Genomic DNA, 17,146 nt, shown 5'->3' with positions numbered 1-17,146 from the left:
GACCTCCCGCCCGTCCGGGGCGGCATGCCGCCCGGCGCGGTCCGGGCCTGTCAGGGGGTGCGGGCCGTTCACTTGGCGTACGCCTCGTCCATCTTCTTCAGGGCTTCGTCGATCTTGCTCTTCCCGGCGAGCAGGTCCTGGATGACCGCGAAGTGGGTCGGCTGCACCTCCGCGTTGGGCCAGCGCTGGTCCATGAACGGCACCGCCCGGTCCTTGGTGAAGGACAGGAACGACTCCACGGCCGGGTCGATCGTGGAGCTCGCGTCCTGGGTCAGCGGGATCGCGGCGATCGCCTTGGCCCAGCGGTTGATGTTCTCCTGCCTGCCGAGGAAGTCGATGAAGGCCTTGGCCTCCTCTGCGTTCCTGCCCTTGGCGCTCGCGCCGAGCCCCACGACGACGCCCGCGGGGATCCACACCGAGGCGGCGTCGTCGGCGCCGGGCAGCGGGAACATCGACAGGTCGTCGGGGCTTGCGGCGGCGTCACGGAAGGACGGCAGCACCGCCGACACCTGGATCGCCATCGCGGCCTTGCCGGTCGCGACCATCGAGGTCTGCTGCTCGAAGGTGGTGCCGTTGGGCTTGTCGTTGAAGTAGCCGCGCTTCTGCAGCTCCAGGTACATCTCCATGGCGTCGCGCCAGCCGGACTGGGCGAAGCTCGTCTGCCCCGCGGCCTGCTTGTCGTCGAAGGTCGGGTCCTTGGCGTAGACCGTGGAGGGCACGAGCGCGTAGGTGATGAGCTGGGTGACCCACGGGGTCTGCGCGCCCAGCGCGATCGGGATCTTGCCCGCCTTCTTCAGCTTCTCGCAGACCCCGAGGAACTCGGTCCACGTGGTGGGCGGGGCGTCGATGCCCGCCTCCTGGAAGACCTTCTTGTTGTAGATCGCGCCGATGACCGTCGAGCCCGCCGAGTACATGAGGGTCTTGCCGTCGAGCTGGAAGGCCGGCTTGAAGCCGGTGGGGATCGTCTTCGTCCACGCCTGGGCGGACAGGTCGGCGAGCAGCCCGGCCCCGGCGATCTGGGCCATCGACATCGCGCTGCCGCTGCCCGGGTAGACGACGTGCAGGTCGGGGGCGTTGCCCGCGCCGAGCTGGGTGCGCAGCGAGGTCTGCACCTGGTCGGTCGGGGCGTACGAGGTCGTGATCGACACACCGGCTCTGGCCTGCTTGTAGGCGGCGACCAGCTCGTCCATCGGCGTCTTCTGGTCGGCGACGCCCACGAACTTCAGGTCGAGCGCCGCGGCGTCGCCCGCACCGGTGACGCCGCCCGCCTGCGGCTTGGTGGAACACCCGGCCGCCGCGGCTGCCGCCGCCAGGCCACCCATCATGCGGAAGAAATGGGCGCGGCTCATCCTGGCGTCGCGAAGGTCGGTCATGGTTTCTCTCCTCGGACTAGCTCGAAAATGTGGTCCCCCGAGGGCACCCGGCGGGTGTCACCGCTGGGCAGGTACACCGTCGCCGTGGCGCCGGGCGGGATGCGCGTCTGAAGGCGGAAGCCCTCCTCATCGTTCCGCCAGCTCACCGAGATGAGGCCGCGCGCCGACTCGTAGGATGCGGAGGCCCGGCTCAGGTCGCCGGGGAGGGGTCGAATCACCACTTCGCGGAAGGCGACGGAGCCGGGCGCCTGGTCGATCCCCGCGACGCCGCTGTAGAGCCACTCGCCGACCGACCCGAACGCGTAGTGGTTGAAGGAGTTCATCGAGGCCGCCCCGACCCCGTCCCAGCGCTCCCAGACGGTGGTCGCGCCGTGCCGCACCTGGTAGAGCCACGACGGCGGGTCGGTACGGCGGAGCAGGGCATGCGCGAGGTCGGCGCGGCCGTACGCGGACAGCACCGGGCAGAGCAGGTTGACGCCGAGGAACCCGGTCTGCGGACCCGACTCCTCGACCAGCGTGGCCAGCCGGGCGGCGGCGCCGCGCCCCTGTTCGGGGGTGAGCAGGCCGAACGCGAGCGCCAGGAGATAGCCGGTCTGTGTGTCGCCCTCGACCAGGCCGCCGTCGCCGACGAACGCCGCGGCGAACGCCTCACGGATGCGGGCGGCCAGCGCCCCCAGGCGCTCCGTCTCGCCGTGCCGGCCGCGTATCCGGGCGGCCTCCGCGGCGAGCGCCGCGCTGCGGTGGAAGAACGCCGTGGCCAGCACCTCGCGCGGGGTGGCGGGGCCGGGGGCCAGCCAGTCGGCGAAGTGCGGGCCGGTCCGGTGCCGCCAGATCAGGTCGGGGTTGTGCCGCGCGACGAAGTCCACCCACCGGGCCATGGAGTCCACGTCGAGGAACCTGTCGTCGCCGTACACCCGGTAGAGGTGCCAGGGCACCAGCACTCCCGCGTCCGCCCAGCCCGGCGCGCCCTCGTCGGCCACTCCGGTGAGTAGCGGGGCGACGTTGGAGAAACCGCCCTCCGGTGACTGGGCGTCCACCACGTCCCGCATCCATTTACTGAAAAACGCGGAGACATCGGCGTTGAAGCAGGCCGTGGGCAGGAACACCTGCGCGTCCGCGAGCCAGCCCAGCCGCTCGTCGCGCTGCGGGCAGTCGGTGGGGACGCTGACGAAGTTGCCGCGCTGGCCCCAGCCGATGCTCTCGTACAGCCGGTTGACCTCCGCGTCCGAGCACTCGAACGTGCCGGTCCACGGGGTGTCGCTGTGCAGGACGACCGCCCGGATGTCGTCGATCCGGTCAAGCCCGCTCACTTCTGCGTAGCGGAATCCGTGGTAGGTGAATCGCGGCTCGAACACCTCCTCCGCTCCACCCGCGGTGATCAGCACGTCGGTCGCCTCGGCGGTCCGCAGGTTGGCGGTGTGCAGGCGGTCCTCGCCGTCGAGCGTCTCACCGTGCCGCACGGTCACCCGTCGTCCCGGCTCCTGCTCCCGTACGGCGAGCCGCACTCGGCCCGCGATGTTCTGCCCGAAGTCCACCAGGTGCACGCCCGGCCGGACCAGGATGGACGAGACCGGGAGCAGCTCGCCGAGGGCGCGCACCGGCTCGTCGCGAGAGGCGACAAGGAGGGAGTGGTCGTCCCCGGTGATCACGGCGGGGCGCCAGGAGGAGTCGTCGAAACCGGGCAGATCCCAGCCGGGGGTCTCGGCGCGGGCGTCGTGGCACTCGCCCTTGAGCAGGTCGCCGTAGCGGATCTTGCCGGGACCCGTACGCCAGCCCTCGCCGGTGGCGACGATCCGGGTGGAACCGTCGTCGAACGTCAGGTGGAGTTCGGCGATGAGCTCGGGGAAGCGGCCGTAGTGGTAGCCGGGGCGGCGGGGGTCGAAGCCCGTGAAGCCGCTCCACCAGCCGTCGGCGAGCGTCGCGGCCAGCACGTTCTCGCCGTCGAGCAGGAACGGGGTCACGTCGTGGACCTGATACTGGATCCGCCTGCGGTAGTCGGTCCAGCCCGGGGCGAGCTCGGCGTCGCCGACCCGGTGGCCGTTGACCCTGGCCTCGTACAGGCCCTTGGCGCTGATGTGGAGCCTGGCCCGGGTCACCCCGGTCGTGCTCTCGAAGCTCGTGCGCAGTTGGGGACAGGGCAGCAGGCCGTGGTGGCTGAGCGCCTGGTCGCCCTCTGTCGGCGGGTCGACGTGCTCGACGGCGTCGGGGTCGTGCGCGATCCAGGACGCCTGCCAGACGTCCTGGCCGGTCTCGAACCACGACTCCGCGCTGCCCTCGGCGCCGTCCTCCGCCCAGACCGTGACGCGCCAGCCGTACCTCGTGCGGGGAAGGAGCGGTGGCCCGCCGTACACCGCGCCGATCGCGGCGGGGTCTTCGATCCTGCCGCTGGACCAGCCGCCCACCTCCAGCTCGTAGGCCACCGGGTCGTCGCCCGCCCGCGCGGACGCGAGCCGCCACGACAGCAGCGGCCGGGGCTCGCCGACGCCGAGCGGCGTCTCCCGGTGCTCGCAGCGCAGGCCGTACGGCGTCAGCCGGGCCGGCGCGGAGGGGAAGGCCGGGGTCTGGGCGGGGGCACGGTGGGCCGCATTGCCGATCATGCACACCTCCCTGCTATTTCTTTGTTAAATCTAACGACTTATGATGTGATTTTGTGATTGATGGGTGGAGACTATGAGCCGCCAGATCCGAGTGTCAAGGGTGGCCGATGCGGGATTCCGCCGAAGCCGGGGCGTGAGAGGGCGCATGGTTTCAGAGAGATTCACAGGTGATCCCGCGTGGGCCGGGATGGACATCGGCACTCAAGGGGTGCGGGTGACCGTCGTGGACAGCCGGGGCACGCCGCTGGCGACGGGGTCCGCCCCGCTGCGCAGCCTGCGCGGTGCGGGACGCGGGCACGAGCAGGACCCCGAAGACTGGTGGCGGGCCGCGGTCACGGCGTGCAGGCAGGCCACGGCGGGCCTCGCCCCCGGGCGGATCCGGGCGCTCGCGGTGTGCAGCACCTCCGGCACGATCGTGCTCGCCGACGCCGCGGCCAGGCCCGTCTCGCCCGCCCTCATGTATGACGACGACCGGGGCCGCCCCTACGTGGAACAGGTGACCGCCGCCGGACAGGAACTCTGGGACGACCTGGCCGTGCGGATCCAGGCCTCGTGGGCGCTGCCCAAGCTGCTCTGGCTCGCCGGGAACGGCGGGCTGCCCGCCGGCGCGCGGCTGCTGCACTCCGCCGACCTGGTGACCGCCCGCCTGGCGGGCGAGCTGACCGCGACCGACTTCAGCCACGCGCTGAAGACCGGCTACGACTCGCTCAGGGAGCGCTGGCCCCTGGAAGTGATGTCCCGGCTCGGCCTGCCCTCCGACCTGTTCGGCCCCGTCGCGCGGCCGGGCAGCCCGATCGGCGAGGTGGGGGCGGAGGCCGCCGCCCTCACCGGGCTGCCCGAAGGATGCGGGATCGTCGCGGGCATGACCGACGGCTGCGCGGGCCAGATCGCCGCCGGCGCGCTGACGCCAGGCAGCGGCGTGTCCGTGCTGGGCACCACGCTGGTGCTCAAGGGGGTGAGCGACAAGCTCCTGCGCGACCCCGCCGGCGCCGTCTACAGCCACCGCCACCCCGGCGGCGGCTGGCTGCCCGGCGGCGCGTCCAACGTCGGCGCCGGCGTGCTGGCCTCCGCGTTCCCCGGTCGTGACCTGGCCGCCCTCGACGAGGCCGCCGCCCGGTACGAACCCGCGGGGGCCGTCGTCTACCCGCTCACCACCCGAGGTGAGCGCTTCCCCTTCTACCGGCCGGACGCCGAGCAGGTCGTGGTCGGCGAGACCGGGTCGGAGGCCGAGCACTACGCGGCGCTGCTGCAGGGCGTCGCGTACGGGGAACGGCTGGGCCTGGCCTCCCTCGCGCTGCTCGGCGCCCCCGTCTCCGAGAGCCTCGCGCTGGTCGGCGGGGCCACGCGCAGCCGCTACTGGTGCCAACTCCGCGCCGACGTCCTGGGCATGCCGGTCCGGATCCCCCGCCACCCCGAGGCGTCGGTAGGCATGGCGGTGCTCGCCGCCTCATCCGGGCGCTCACTCGACGACACCATCCGGGAGATGGTGTCCCGGGGCGAACAGCTGGATCCCCGCCCGGACCGCGTGGCACGGTTCGAGCGAAGCTTCCGCCTGCTCGTCGACGCGCTCGTCGAGCGGGACTACCTCACCACCGAACTCGCAGCGAAGGCGGTCACGTCATGACGATCTTCCTCTCCCGGCACGGCCGTACCGAGTGGAGCGTCCAGGGACGCTACGCGGGCGTCAGCGACATCCCCCTGGACGAGGTGGGGCGGGGACAGGCGCGGCTGCTCGCGGACTGGGCGCGGGGAGCCGAGCTGACCGGCGTGGTCTCCTCACCGCTGCTGCGTGCCCGCGACACCGCCACGGACGCCGCCCATGCGGCGGGGCTCCCGTTGCGCACCGACCCCCGCCTGCGTGAGCTGGACTTCGGCGACGCCGAGGGGCTCCGCCGCACCGAGATGGACCCTGAGGCCCTGCGGCGCTTCGAGGCCGACCCCGTCACGGACTTCTTGCCCGGCGGGGAGGACCCCGTCGACGCCGTGGAGCGGGTCACCCGGTGCCTGCGGGAGCTGGACGCGGCGGGACGGGTCCTCGTGGTCGCGCACAACACGATCCTGCGCCTGGCCCTGTGCGGGCTCCTGGACATCCCGCTGGCCGACTACCGCAGGCGGCTGCCGCTCATCGAGCACGGCACGGTGACCGAGCTGGCCTTCGGCCCTGGCGGCCCGGCTCTCCGGTGCTTCAACTCCCCCATCCGATAGCGCTACGATGCGCGATCAACAACGACTTGGAGCTCGCCAGGTGAATTCGCGTCAGCACACGGCAGGCGGCGCCTCCCGGCGCCAGGCGATGGCAGAGCACGTCATGCGCCAGGGATCGGCCTCGGTCACCGATCTCGCCGAGGCCTTCGGCGTCAGTGTGATGACGGTCCACCGCGACCTGGACGAGCTCGAACGTCAGGGGATGGTCCGCAAGTTCAGGGGAGGCGCGACCGCGCAGGCGTCCAACATCTTCGAGAGCAACATCGTCTATCGACGCACGGCCCACCAGGAGGAGAAGGAGGCGATCGCGCGGCACGTCGCCCGGCTCATCGAGCCCGGCAGCTCGATCATGCTCGACGACTCCACGACCGCGCTCGCGGTGGCCAGGCACCTCGGCGAGGTCGCCCCGCTGACCGTGGTCACCAACTTCCTGGAGGCCATCAAGCTGCTCGCGGCGGCGCCCGGCATTCGGCTGATGGCGCTCGGCGGGGAGTACCACCCCACGCACGACTCCTTCCTCGGCGTCGCCTGTGTGGACGCCATCGAGGCGATGAGCACGGACCTGGTGGTCGTCTCCACCTCCGCGGTCTCCGACCGCTACGCCTTCCACCAGGAGCAAGAGATCGTGCTGGTGAAGCGGGCGATGCTCCGCTCCGCCTCGCGCCGCGTCCTGGCGATCGACCATTCCAAGCTCGCCCGGGTGGCGCTGCACAAAGTGGCGCCACTGGACGACTTCGACACCATCGTGGTCGACTCACGCGCCCCCGCCGACGCCGTCCAGCGCCTGCGCGACAGGCACCGAAACATAGAGATCGCCGAGCTCTAGAAGTCGGTGGATCCGGGCGGTGCCGGAGTGATCTACACTGAGACATTTAACATTTTCTATGTTAATTATCTCAGAGCTGATGTAGCGTTTCACGTCATGCTGAGAGATGTAGTGAACGTGCTCGCAGCCGGAGATCATTTCGTCCGGCCCTCCGCCATCGCCGACGGGCTCCGCGCCGAGCTCGGCGAGCACGTCGCGGTGACGTCCCTGAGCGGGCCGTGGCCGGTGCGGCCGTTCGGCCCGATCGCGGAGGTGCACGAGGCGTCGGGGGACGAGGACGAGCTGATCGCCGCGCTGCGGGACGTCGAGGTGGCCATCACCCAGATGGCCCCGTTCACCGCCCGGGTCCTCGCGAACGCCCCCGCTCTGAAGCTGCTCGTCGTCACCCGCGGCGGCCCCGTCAACGTGAACCTCGCCAGGGCCGCCGAGCGGGGGGTGACGGTGTGCTCCACGCCGGGACGGAACGCCCCCGCCGCGGCCGAGCTGGCCGTGGCGCTGACTCTGGGCGTGCTGCGCCGCCTCAGCGAAGTGCACGCCACGATGCGCGACGGGCAGTGGCGCTCGGACCTGTACTCCTACGACGTCTGCGGCGGCGAGCTCGACGGCGCCGAGGTGGGCGTCGTCGGGTTCGGAGCCATCGGCCGCCGGGTCGCCGCCGCCTTCCAGTCGCTCGGCGCACACGTCCTCGTGGCCGACCCGTTCGCCGGCACGCTGCCCGCGGGCTTCACCCCGGTGCAGCTGCCCGAGCTGCTCGCGCGCTCCCGGGTGGTGAGCCTGCACGCCCGGCTCACCGCCGAGACGCACGGCCTGATCGGCGCCGCTGAGCTGGCACTGATGCCCCGCGGCGCGGTCCTGGTCAACACCGCGCGGGGCGCCCTCGTGGACACCGACGCGCTCGCCGCCGCCCTGGAGTCGGGGCACCTTGGCGGGGCCGGCCTGGACGTCTACGAGCCGGAGCCGCTGCCCGCGTCCCATCCGCTGAGGTCCGCGCCCAACACCCTCCTCATCCCGCACCTGGCGGGGGCCACCCAGCAGACCGCCGACCGCGCGGTCCGGATGGCGGTCGAGGAGGTCGCCCGCTGGTGCCGCGGCGAGCCCCTCTCCTACACGGTCACCGTCCCGGCCCTCACCGGCTGAGCACGCCCCGCCCCGGCCCGGTGGCGGACTCCCCGAGGCCGCTCGACGACCGTCCCGGCCTGTGGTCGGATCGGTGACCTCCGTCCCGTCAGACGTTCGCGGGCGATCGGCCACCGCGCTCCCCTCCTCTTCTTCCCGGGTCGGCGATCCCGGGTCCAGCAATCCCCCGACAAGCAGGAGCCAGAGATGATCGTCGGAGTAGACGCCGGGACGTCCGGGGTCAAGGCGGTGGCCTTCGCGCCGGACGGCGAGGTGGTGGCGGTCGAATCGCGGCCGCTCGCGCTCGGCTATCCGGGCCCCGGCCAGGTGGAGCAGGACGCGGAGGCGGTGGTCGCGGCCGTCGAGGATGTCCTCGGGCGGCTCGCGGCGGGTGGCGTGCGGACCGGCGAGGTCCGGGCCGCCGGGCTCACCGGCCAGGGAGACGGGCTCTGGATGCTCGACGAGGACGGTGGGCCCGCCGGGCCCGCCCTGTCCTGGCTGGACGGCCGTGCCACCCCGCTGGTCGGCGAGTGGATGCGCGACGGCACGTTCGAGGAGCTCTTCCGGCGCACCGGCAACGCCGCCTTCCCCGGCTCGGGTGCCCCCCTGCTCGCCCACCTCGACCGCACCAGCCCCGAAACACTGGACCGGGCGGCCACCGCCGCGCGCTGCAAGGACATGATCATGCAGCGGTTCACCGGGGTGCGTGCCACGGACCTGTCCGACGCCTCCAACCTCTTCACCGATCCGCGGACGAGGGAACGCGACGTGGACCTTCTCCGCCTGTGCGGCCTGGAGCACCGGCGGGGACTGCTGCCGGCCGTCGCGGCGGAGCTGCCGGCCGGGGAGATCCTGCGGGGCGCCTTCCGGGGCGTCCCGCTCTCCGCCGGGCCGTACGACCTGCCGGCCTGCGCCGCCGGGGCGGGGGTCGCCCGGCCGGGCGACGGCCTGCTGATCATCGGGACCACGCTCGCCTGCGAGGTGGTCACCGACCGGCTCGACCTTGGCGGGGAGCCCGCGGGCCAGACCCTCTGCACGCCGGACGGCTGGCTGCGGGCGATGCCCGCCATGACCGGCACCGCGGCGCTCGACTGGCTGCTCCGCCTGGTCGGCGTCGGGCACGGCGAGCTCGGTGACCTCCTCGGCCAGAGCCCGCCGGGCGCGCGGGGCGTGCGTTTCCTGCCCTACCTCTCGCCGTCGGGCGAGCGTGCGCCGTTCGTCGAGCCGGCGGCGCGAGGCAGGCTCGACGGACTGGAGCTGGCCGCGACCAAGGCGGACGTCGTCCGCGCAGGGTGCGAGGGCCTGGCCTTCGCCGCCAGGCACTGCTTCGAGGCGGCGGGGCTCACCGGGGAGGTGGCCGTCTGCGGCGGCGGCGCCGGCTCTGAGGCCTGGCTGCAGCTGTTCGCCGACGCGCTGGGGCGTCCGCTCCGGCTGGCCAGGGGGCCGGAGGTGGGCGCGAGGGGCGCGGCGCTGGCCGCCGCCCGCCGGTTCGGCGTCCCCGTGGACGAGGCTGCCTGGACGGCGGGCACCCGCTGGTACGAGCCCCGCCACGACCTGGAGGAGCACTACCGGCGCTACCTCGACGACGTGCGGCATCTGAGAAGTGGACTGTGAAATATAAAGACAGGTCTTGTTAAGAACACATTTCACTTGCTAAAAAGTGTGGGCTGCAGCAGATCTCCTCCCGCCAACCCCCTGGGAGAACCATGGACGACGCTCGGCGGCTCGCTCGCGCGCTCAGCGATCCCTCTCGCCGCACCTTCTTCGGTCTCACCGGCGCCGCGCTGGCGCTGGCCTTCACCACCAACCTCGCCGACCCCTGGACCTCGCGGTCCAAGGGCGGGGACGGTTACCCCTTCCAGCTCGGCGTCGCCTCCGGAGACCCGCTGCCCGACAGCGTGATCCTCTGGACCCGGCTCGCCGTACGGCCGCTCGAACCCCTGGGCGGCATGCCGTACGGACGGATCAAGGTCGACTGGGAGATCGCCGAGGACCGGGCGTTCACCCGGCGGGCCAAGCACGGCAGCGCCTGGGCCACCCCGGAGTACGGCCACTCGGTCCACGTGGACGTGCGCGGCCTCAGACCGGGCCGGGAATACTTCTACCGCTTCCGCACCGGCGGCGAGATCAGCCCCGTCGGCAGGACCAAGACCGCACCGGCCGCCGGGAGCAGCCCCGAGCACCTGCTGATGGCGTTCGCCTCGTGCGCCTCCTGGCAGGACGGGTTCTACACCGCCTACCGCCACCTCGCGGACGAGAACGCCGACGTGGTCTTCCACCTGGGCGACTACATCTACGAGTACGGGATCGTCCCGACCGGCGGGAACCGGAACACCCCGGTGCCCGACCAGTTCCGGGTGCAGTGCGACACCCTCGACCGCTACCGGGTCCAGTACGGCCTCTACAAGAGCGACCCCGACCTGCAGGCCGCCCACCACTCCGCCCCGTGGATCGTCACCTGGGACGACCACGAGGTGCTCGACAACTGGGCCGGGCCCAACGGCGCGGGTGGGGAGGTCAGCCCCGAGGATTTCCTCGTCATCCGGGCGAACGCCTTCCGGGCTTACTGGGAGAACCTGCCGATGCGGCTGTCACAGCCCGCGTCCGGCCCGGACGTGCGGATCCACCGCCGCTTCACGTTCGGCGACCTCGCCGAGTTCAATGTCCTCGACACCCGGCAGTACCGCGACGACCAGGTGTGTGGCGACGGCCAGCAGTACGACTGCGCGGAAAGGCTCGACCCCGCCCGCACGATGCTGGGCGCCGAGCAGGAGAAGTGGCTGCTCGACGGTCTCGGCGCCTCCCGGGCCCGGTGGAACGTCCTCGCCCAGCAGATCGCCATGTGCCAGCTCGACTACGACCCCGCGCCCGCGCAGCGGCTCAGCATGGACCTGTGGGACGGCTACAAGGCCGCCAAGGACCGGGTGATCAACGGCATGGTCGAGCGGAAGGTGAGCAACCCGGTCGTGCTCACCGGCGACATCCACTACAACCTCGCCGGGGAGCTCAAGACGGACTTCGACAACCCGTCCTCGCCGACCGTCGGCGTCGAGTTCGTCGGCACCTCCATCAGCAGCGGCGGCAACGGCAACGCCACGACCGGCCTGCCCGCGGGCGGCACCGACCCGGTGAACCCGCACATCAGGTTCTCCAGCTACCAGCGCGGCTATGTCTCCTGTGACATCACGAAGGCCCGGTGGCAGGCCGACTTCAAGGTCGTCCCCTACATCGACAAGATCGGCGCCCCGGTGTCGACCAGAGGCAGCCTCGTGGCACTGGACGGCGTCCCGGGCCTGCACGCTCTCTGAAGGGAGGCAACGACCATGCGTCATCCACATCTCACCGCCGCACTCGCCGCCGCCGCCGTGGCCGCACTCGCCGGACCCGCCGCCGCCGGGACACCCGGACCCGGGACACCCGGACCCGGGACGACCGGACCCGGGACGGCCGTACAGTCACCGGAGCCCGAGATCGGCGCTCCCGCGCAGGATCCCACCGTGCGGGTCAAGCGCGGCACCTCGAAGGGGACGGGCAGGCTGACCCCGATCTCCGGCACCGACCGGCTGGTCGCGCCGCTCGGCGTCGACCCCGCGTGCCCGGCCAAGCTGGAGATCGGCATGCGCAGCGACGCGAGGAACCCCCTCTACGCCGACATGTCCATCGAGCTCGACCAGCCGCTCACCGCCTCACGGCTCATGCTGTCGAGCTACCTGCCGCCCGGCTACGAGCTCGGCGCCAAGCTGCTGGTCGCCGTCCCGCCCGCCACCCCCAAGGGCCAGTACGGCCTGCGCCTGAAGGCGGGGCAGGAGGAACTGGCCGTGCCGATCTCCGTCGTCGACGTCGGGGAGCTGGACAATGGCGGCAACCTGGCGCTCCGCCGGCCGGTCACCGCGTCGTCGCAGCACACCAACGCCAACTACCCCCCGTGCAGCGTCGTCGACGGCGACCGCAGCTCCAACGGCTGGGCGGGCGGCAACGGCTGGAACGACGCGACCTCCCGTAAATGGCCCGACACCCTCGACATCGCGCTCGGCGAGCCCCGGCAGATCTCCCGGGTCGACCTGTACACCCTGGACACCGAGCGCTACCCGGCGTCCTCGGTGGGGCTGCGCGACTGGGACGTCCAGGCCAGGGTGGACGGCCAGTGGCGTACGGTCGCCCAGGTCCGCGGTAACACCGCCGGTATGGTCAGGTCCGACTTCACCCCCGTCACCACCGATGCCGTCCGCATCTCCGCGCTGGCCTCGAACGGCGCCAACGACTACAGCAGGATCATCGAGATCGAAGTCCACTCCTAATCCGGAAAATCGGGCTCTGTCGCGGGTAGGGCGCAGGGGCAGAGCGCAAGGGTAGGGCACGGGGAACGAACGCGGAGCGGAGGGGGAGAGATGAAGGTCGTCGTCCTGTCGGACACCCACGCGCCGCGCCGGTGGAAGTCGTGCCCACCCCGGGTGGCGGAGCAGCTTCGCGACGCGGACGTGATCCTGCACGCCGGGGACGTGTGCGTGCCCTCGGTGCTCGACGAACTGGCGGCCTATGCCCCCGTCCACGTCGTCAAGGGCAACAACGACGTCCCGGACCTGGTGGCTCCGGAGACGTTGGAACTGGATCTCGGTGGCGTGAGCGTGGCGATGATCCACGACAGCGGCCAGGCGCGCGGGCGGATCACCCGGATGCGCCGCAGGTTCCCGTCCGCCGATCTCGTGATCTTCGGGCACTCCCACATCCCGCTGGACGAGACCGAGGAGGGACTGCGTGTCTTCAATCCCGGTTCGCCCACCGACCGGCGGCGCCAGCCGTACGGGACCCTGGGAGTGCTCCTCATCGACGACGGGTCCCTCGTCGAGGCGACGATCGTGCCCGTCACCTGACGTGCGACCCTTCGTGCAGCTCACCTGGCGTGCGACCCTTCGTGTAGTCGAAACGCAGGAGACGCTCCCGACGACGGTGGAGACGACCTGAACCGTGATGGCCGCCTACAACCGTGCGGCCCGGCGCTCCCTAGCGGAAGATCGGGAACGCCGGGCCGCACGGTGGCTCGGTGGTGTGGTCATGGCTCGTTGGGCATGTTCGTCCAGCCCTTGCGGTCGGCCCTGCCGTACCAGCCGGACGCGGCGAGGGTCCCGCCGTCCACCGGGATGGTGTGGCCGGTGACGAACCGGGCGTCGTCCGAGGCGAGGAACGCCACGACGGCCGCGTAGTCGTCGGGCTCCCCGAACCGGCCGAGCGGGATCCAGGTGCGGAGCAGTTCGGGATCGCGCCCGCGCAGCATCGCGGCCGCCGGGGTCTGCGGCGTGTCGGCCAGGTCGGGCGCGATGGCGTTCACCCGGATGCCGTACTGCCCGACCTCGACGGCAAGGCTCTTGGTGAACGCCGACACCCCGGCGTTGTACGCGGAGTACACCGCGTGGCCGGGAATGCCGCGGAACGCCTCGACGGTGGAATTGTTGATCACCACGCCGGAGCGTTGCTCGATCATCACGGGGAGCAGCGCGTGGCTCATCGCGAAGACGTGCAGCAGGTTCAGCTCGTACAGGCGCTGCCACTGCTCGGGCTTGCTGTGGAGGAAGGTCTTGGACGCCGGGCGAAAGTCGCCGACGTTGTTCACCAGCACGTCGACCCGGCCGCCGCCCGCGTCGAGAGCGGTCTCGACGACCCGCGTGACCGTGTCGTCGTGGGCGGCGTCGCCGATCACCGTGACGCATCGGCCTCCGGCGGTCTCGATCTCGGCCCTGGTCCGTTCCGCGGCCTCGCCGTCGATGTCGTTGAGTACCACCAGGTCGCCCGCGGCGGCGAGCCGGCGGCTGATCGCGCCCCCGATGCCGAGCGCGCCGCCGGTCACGACGGAGACCCGGGCCGATGTCGATGGGGTGCCGCTCACGATCGTCCTCCTCGTTCCCCGCCGTTCCACCGGCGTACGGGCCGTGTCTCGATCCAGTCGATCCGCAGCGCGCGGTGCCGGATGCGCCAGCCGTCGTCGTCGCGCCGGTAGGAGTCGGTGTAGCGCAGGTGCCACACCAGGTCGGACACCTCGCCGGGCGCCCGTTCCGTCAGGTGGTGGGCGACGCAGGCGATGTGCCCCGTGGCCGTCCCGGCGCCCGGGCCGGCGTCGAACACCTGCCCGGCCAGCGCGTGCAGGGTGACCGGGATATCGGCCAGTCGCGCCATCGCCGCGCGGATCTCGGCGCGGCCGGTGGCGGTCCGTACGGGCCCGAGGGTGTGCGGCGGCTCCGGGAGGACGAGCACGCCGTCCTCCGTGAACAGACTCACCAGGCCGTCCAGGTCCCGGCGGTCGGTGTACAACGCGTACCGGGCCACCAGGTCGCCGAGCTCCACCCGGTCGCCGGTGGTGAGCGTCATGCGCCGGCCAGTCCGAGGCGGTCGGCGCAGGCCGACAGATCGTCCTTGGCCCGGGCGAGGTCCGGCGTCGGGTCGGCGGCGAGCACGATCCGGTCGGCGCCGAGTGCGGCGAGGGACTCGGCCTTCTCCGCCGTGATCCGGGTGACCAGGTGCCCGAGCGAGAGCTCCAGGGCGTCCGGGTCGCGGTCGTTCTTCTCCGCTTCCTCGCGCATGATGCCCACGAGCCTGCGCAGCTCGTCGCCGGCCAGGCCGAGCGGCTGGAGTCCGTCGCCGCGCCGGCCGGCCCGCCGCGCGGCGGCCACGCTGTGCCCGCCGATGTGGATGGGCACGCCGCCCTCCCGCGCGGGCTTCGGGTAGCTCATCGCGCCGCGGAAGTCGAAGAACTCTCCGTGGTGCTCGACGCCGCCGGGCGAGGTGCCGGCCCATAGCTTCCGCATCACGTCGATCTGCTCGTCCGCACGACGGCCGCGCGCCTCGAAGGGGGCGCCGCACGCCTCGATCTCCTCTTTCATCCAGCCCATGCCCACGCACAGGCGGAGCCGGCCGCCCGACAGCGCGTCGATGGTGGCGAGGCGCTTGGCCAGGACGACGGGGTGGTGGTTGGGCAACACCAGGACTCCGGTCGCGAGCCCGATCCGGCTGGTACGGCCGGCGAGGAAGGACAGGAGGTCCAGCGGGTCCGGGATGTCGCAGTCGTCGGCGAGCTCCATCTTCCCCGACCTGTCGTACGGGTAGACGCTGGAGTAGCCGGTCATCACCACCGCGTGCTCGACAACCACGATCGACTCGAATCCGCACGCCTCGGCATGCTGGGCGAACCCGCTGATCCATTCCGGATCCGCGGTGGTGTCGGCGGCAACGGGGGCGATGACGGCGTACCTCATGCGCGGCAGGCTATGACCTCCGATCATGCCGGGACCGTGCCGCTCCCGTTGAACGGGACCACAGCCGGCCTCCGCCCCGACCTGCGGCCGAATGGATCGCGTTCTCGCAGGTCAGGCGGTGCTGTCCGGTGTGAGGGCCGTGTAGGCGAGGGTGGCGCCGTGCCGTACGAACACGGGGTCGGGGGTGCGCCACGCCTCGTCGCGCAGCGGCCGTTTGACCACCTTGCTCGTGGCCGTGCGGGGCAAATCCGCCATGATCCGGATATACCGGGGCACCCACTTGGTTCCGAGGTCCGGCTGGCGGCCGAGGAAGTCCGCGAACGCCTCCGCGTCGAAGGCGCGGCCGTCGGCGAGCACGACGGCGGCCATCACCTGGTCGCCCACCTCGGCGTCGGGAACGGCGTAGACCGCGACGTCCGTGAACGCCTCGAAGCGGGCCAGCAGCCGCTCCACGGGCGCGGCCGCGAAGTTCTCCCCGTCCACGCGCAGCCAGTCGCTGTTCCGGCCGGCGAAGTACCAGAACCCCTGGGCGTCGCGGTAGGCGAGGTCACCCGACCACACCCAGCCGCCCCGGATCCGCGCCGCGGTGGCCTCGGGGTTCTTGTAGTAGCCCTCGAACGCGGCGGCTCCGACCGTGTTGACGATCTCTCCGATCGCCTGGTCGGCGTTGAGGAGAGCGCCCGCCTCGTCGAACTCCGCTCGCGGGCACTCCTCCAGCGTCTCCGGATCGACGACGACGATGCCCGCCTCCGACACTCCCAGGGAGCCGCGCGGCGTGCCCGGAACACGGTTGAGCCGCACCTCGCCCTCGCTTGTGCCGTACGAGTCGATGACCGTGCAGCCGAAGCGCCGGGCGAACTCCTCGATGTCGCGGTCGGCCGCCTCGTTCCCGAACGCGATGCGCAGCGGGTTGTCGGCGTCGTCGGGCTTCTCGGGCACGGCGAGGATGTAGTTGAGCGGCTTGCCGACGTAGTTGAAGAAGGTCACGCCGTACTTGCGTACGTCGGGCAGGAACGCGGACGCGGAGAACTTGCGCCGCAGCACGACGCATCCGCCGGAGGCGACGGCGGGCGCGATGCCCGCCATGATCGCGTTCGAGTGGAACATCGGCATCACGACGTAGAAGACGTCGTCCGGGCGGAGATTCCTTCGCTGCCGCTGCTGGAGGGCGATCCGGCCGAGCCGGGCCTGGCTGCAGATCACCGCCTTCGGCGCGGCCGTGGTCCCGGAGGTGAAGATCAGCGAGAAGTACGTCTCGGGAGGCACCGCGCCGGCCTCTGAGCCCAGCGGCGCGGTCCCCGCGAGGGCCGTCGCGTACGCGTCCGAGTCGGTGACCAGCATCCGGTCCCGGCAGTCCAGCGCGAGCCCGTCGAGCAGGTCCTGCCTCCCTGTCTCGGTGACGAGGAGCTGGCAGTCGGTGAAGTTGATGTCTCCGGCCAGTTCGGAGCCCCGCCGGGTCGGGTTGACCCCGATCACGGTCGCCCCGGCGAGGGCGGCGCCGAGCAACCAGAACAGGTGCTCCGGGGTGTTCTCCAGGAACAGGCCGATGTGCCAGGGGCCGGGCTTCCTGAGGTCGCGGGCGAGCCCGGCCCGCAGCCGGGCTTCGGCGACGATCTCCCGCCAGGTCCAGCACCGGTCCTCGAACTTCAACCCCGTACGGTCGTCGTCCGCGCGGGCCGCCACCAGTCCGGCGAAGGTGATCCGGTCGGCGGGTCGGTCGTCGGAGAGCAGGGCTCGGGGGCTGTCCTCTGGCACTGGCGCTCCTTGTGTATCGGGGGCGTTTCG

Annotated in this window: 14 protein-coding genes; 8 read left to right on the top strand and 6 right to left on the bottom strand. The window is 71.9% G+C overall.

Annotation, left to right across the window (positions count from 1 at the left end; translation table 11 throughout):
* Positions 1-68: 68 nt before the first annotated feature.
* Positions 69-1,373, bottom strand: a complete 1,305-nt coding sequence (locus IMZ11_RS09665; RefSeq protein ID WP_228639752.1) for an extracellular solute-binding protein — start codon at positions 1,371-1,373, stop codon at positions 69-71.
* Positions 1,370-3,970, bottom strand: coding sequence for an alpha-L-rhamnosidase (locus IMZ11_RS09660; RefSeq protein ID WP_228639750.1), 2,601 nt, complete (start codon positions 3,968-3,970; stop codon positions 1,370-1,372). Before IMZ11_RS09660 ends, IMZ11_RS09665 begins: the two co-directional genes overlap by 4 nt.
* A 145-nt stretch (positions 3,971-4,115) precedes the next feature.
* On the opposite strand from IMZ11_RS09660, the gene IMZ11_RS09655 reads away from it, so the two are divergent.
* From IMZ11_RS09655 to IMZ11_RS09620, 8 genes are all read left to right on the top strand, one after another.
* Entirely contained in the window at positions 4,116-5,594 is a 1,479-nt protein-coding gene (locus IMZ11_RS09655) for an FGGY-family carbohydrate kinase (protein WP_228639748.1), read from the top strand.
* Complete coding sequence (locus IMZ11_RS09650; RefSeq protein ID WP_228639746.1) at positions 5,591-6,175, top strand: histidine phosphatase family protein; 585 nt, start codon at positions 5,591-5,593, stop codon at positions 6,173-6,175. Before IMZ11_RS09655 ends, IMZ11_RS09650 begins: the two co-directional genes overlap by 4 nt.
* Positions 6,176-6,215: 40 nt before the next feature.
* Positions 6,216-7,001 (top strand): DeoR/GlpR family DNA-binding transcription regulator, encoded by a 786-nt coding sequence (locus IMZ11_RS09645; RefSeq protein WP_228639744.1) that lies wholly within the window; start codon positions 6,216-6,218, stop codon positions 6,999-7,001.
* Positions 7,002-7,097: 96 nt separating this feature from the next.
* Complete coding sequence (locus tag IMZ11_RS09640; RefSeq protein WP_228639742.1) at positions 7,098-8,138, top strand: 2-hydroxyacid dehydrogenase; 1,041 nt, start codon at positions 7,098-7,100, stop codon at positions 8,136-8,138.
* Positions 8,139-8,324: 186 nt separating this feature from the next.
* A complete protein-coding gene (locus tag IMZ11_RS09635) occupies positions 8,325-9,731 on the top strand; it encodes an FGGY family carbohydrate kinase (RefSeq protein WP_228639741.1) in 1,407 nt (468 codons plus the stop codon).
* A gap of 92 nt (positions 9,732-9,823) precedes the next feature.
* Entirely contained in the window at positions 9,824-11,425 is a 1,602-nt protein-coding gene (locus IMZ11_RS09630) for an alkaline phosphatase (protein ID WP_228639739.1), read from the top strand.
* Positions 11,426-11,440: 15 nt separating this feature from the next.
* Complete coding sequence (locus tag IMZ11_RS09625) at positions 11,441-12,415, top strand: discoidin domain-containing protein (RefSeq protein ID WP_228639736.1); 975 nt, start codon at positions 11,441-11,443, stop codon at positions 12,413-12,415.
* Between the two features lie 90 nt (positions 12,416-12,505).
* On the top strand, positions 12,506-12,988 hold the full coding sequence (locus IMZ11_RS09620; RefSeq protein ID WP_228639734.1) for a metallophosphoesterase family protein: 483 nt from the start codon (positions 12,506-12,508) through the stop codon (positions 12,986-12,988).
* Between the two features lie 179 nt (positions 12,989-13,167).
* Here the strand turns inward: IMZ11_RS09620 and IMZ11_RS09615 are convergent, their stop codons facing one another.
* The 4 genes from IMZ11_RS09615 to IMZ11_RS09600 form a co-directional block, all read right to left on the bottom strand.
* Positions 13,168-13,998, bottom strand: a complete 831-nt coding sequence (locus tag IMZ11_RS09615; protein ID WP_228639732.1) for an SDR family NAD(P)-dependent oxidoreductase — start codon at positions 13,996-13,998, stop codon at positions 13,168-13,170.
* Entirely contained in the window at positions 13,995-14,477 is a 483-nt protein-coding gene (locus IMZ11_RS09610) for a nuclear transport factor 2 family protein (RefSeq protein ID WP_228639730.1), read from the bottom strand. Before IMZ11_RS09610 ends, IMZ11_RS09615 begins: the two co-directional genes overlap by 4 nt.
* Complete coding sequence (locus IMZ11_RS09605; protein WP_228639728.1) at positions 14,474-15,361, bottom strand: LLM class F420-dependent oxidoreductase; 888 nt, start codon at positions 15,359-15,361, stop codon at positions 14,474-14,476. The genes IMZ11_RS09610 and IMZ11_RS09605 overlap by 4 nt, the downstream gene beginning before the upstream one ends.
* A gap of 111 nt (positions 15,362-15,472) precedes the next feature.
* Positions 15,473-17,116, bottom strand: a complete 1,644-nt coding sequence (locus IMZ11_RS09600; protein ID WP_228639726.1) for an AMP-binding protein — start codon at positions 17,114-17,116, stop codon at positions 15,473-15,475.
* Positions 17,117-17,146 lie beyond the last annotated feature (30 nt).

Origin of the sequence: Microtetraspora sp. AC03309 (assembly GCF_020826795.1) — a bacterium.
In the GTDB taxonomy this organism is placed as follows: domain Bacteria; phylum Actinomycetota; class Actinomycetes; order Streptosporangiales; family Streptosporangiaceae; genus Microtetraspora; species Microtetraspora glauca.
Note: the sequence above shows the minus strand (reverse complement) of the source record. Positions and strands in the feature narration are given on the sequence as shown.

Bases quoted from the DNA above. Each gene is read 5' to 3' on its own strand.
- IMZ11_RS09605 (WP_228639728.1), bottom strand. From the start codon at position 15,361: ATGAGGTACGCCGTCATCGCCCCCGTTGCCGCCGACACCACCGCGGAT.
- IMZ11_RS09655 (WP_228639748.1), top strand. From the start codon at position 4,116: ATGGTTTCAGAGAGATTCACAGGTGATCCCGCGTGGGCCGGGATGGAC.
- IMZ11_RS09620 (WP_228639734.1), top strand. From the start codon at position 12,506: ATGAAGGTCGTCGTCCTGTCGGACACCCACGCGCCGCGCCGGTGGAAG.
- IMZ11_RS09640 (WP_228639742.1), top strand. From the start codon at position 7,098: ATGCTGAGAGATGTAGTGAACGTGCTCGCAGCCGGAGATCATTTCGTC.
- IMZ11_RS09650 (WP_228639746.1), top strand. From the start codon at position 5,591: ATGACGATCTTCCTCTCCCGGCACGGCCGTACCGAGTGGAGCGTCCAG.
- IMZ11_RS09610 (WP_228639730.1), bottom strand. From the start codon at position 14,477: ATGACGCTCACCACCGGCGACCGGGTGGAGCTCGGCGACCTGGTGGCC.
- IMZ11_RS09665 (WP_228639752.1), bottom strand. From the start codon at position 1,373: ATGACCGACCTTCGCGACGCCAGGATGAGCCGCGCCCATTTCTTCCGC.
- IMZ11_RS09660 (WP_228639750.1), bottom strand. From the start codon at position 3,970: ATGATCGGCAATGCGGCCCACCGTGCCCCCGCCCAGACCCCGGCCTTC.
- IMZ11_RS09635 (WP_228639741.1), top strand. From the start codon at position 8,325: ATGATCGTCGGAGTAGACGCCGGGACGTCCGGGGTCAAGGCGGTGGCC.
- IMZ11_RS09625 (WP_228639736.1), top strand. From the start codon at position 11,441: ATGCGTCATCCACATCTCACCGCCGCACTCGCCGCCGCCGCCGTGGCC.
- IMZ11_RS09630 (WP_228639739.1), top strand. From the start codon at position 9,824: ATGGACGACGCTCGGCGGCTCGCTCGCGCGCTCAGCGATCCCTCTCGC.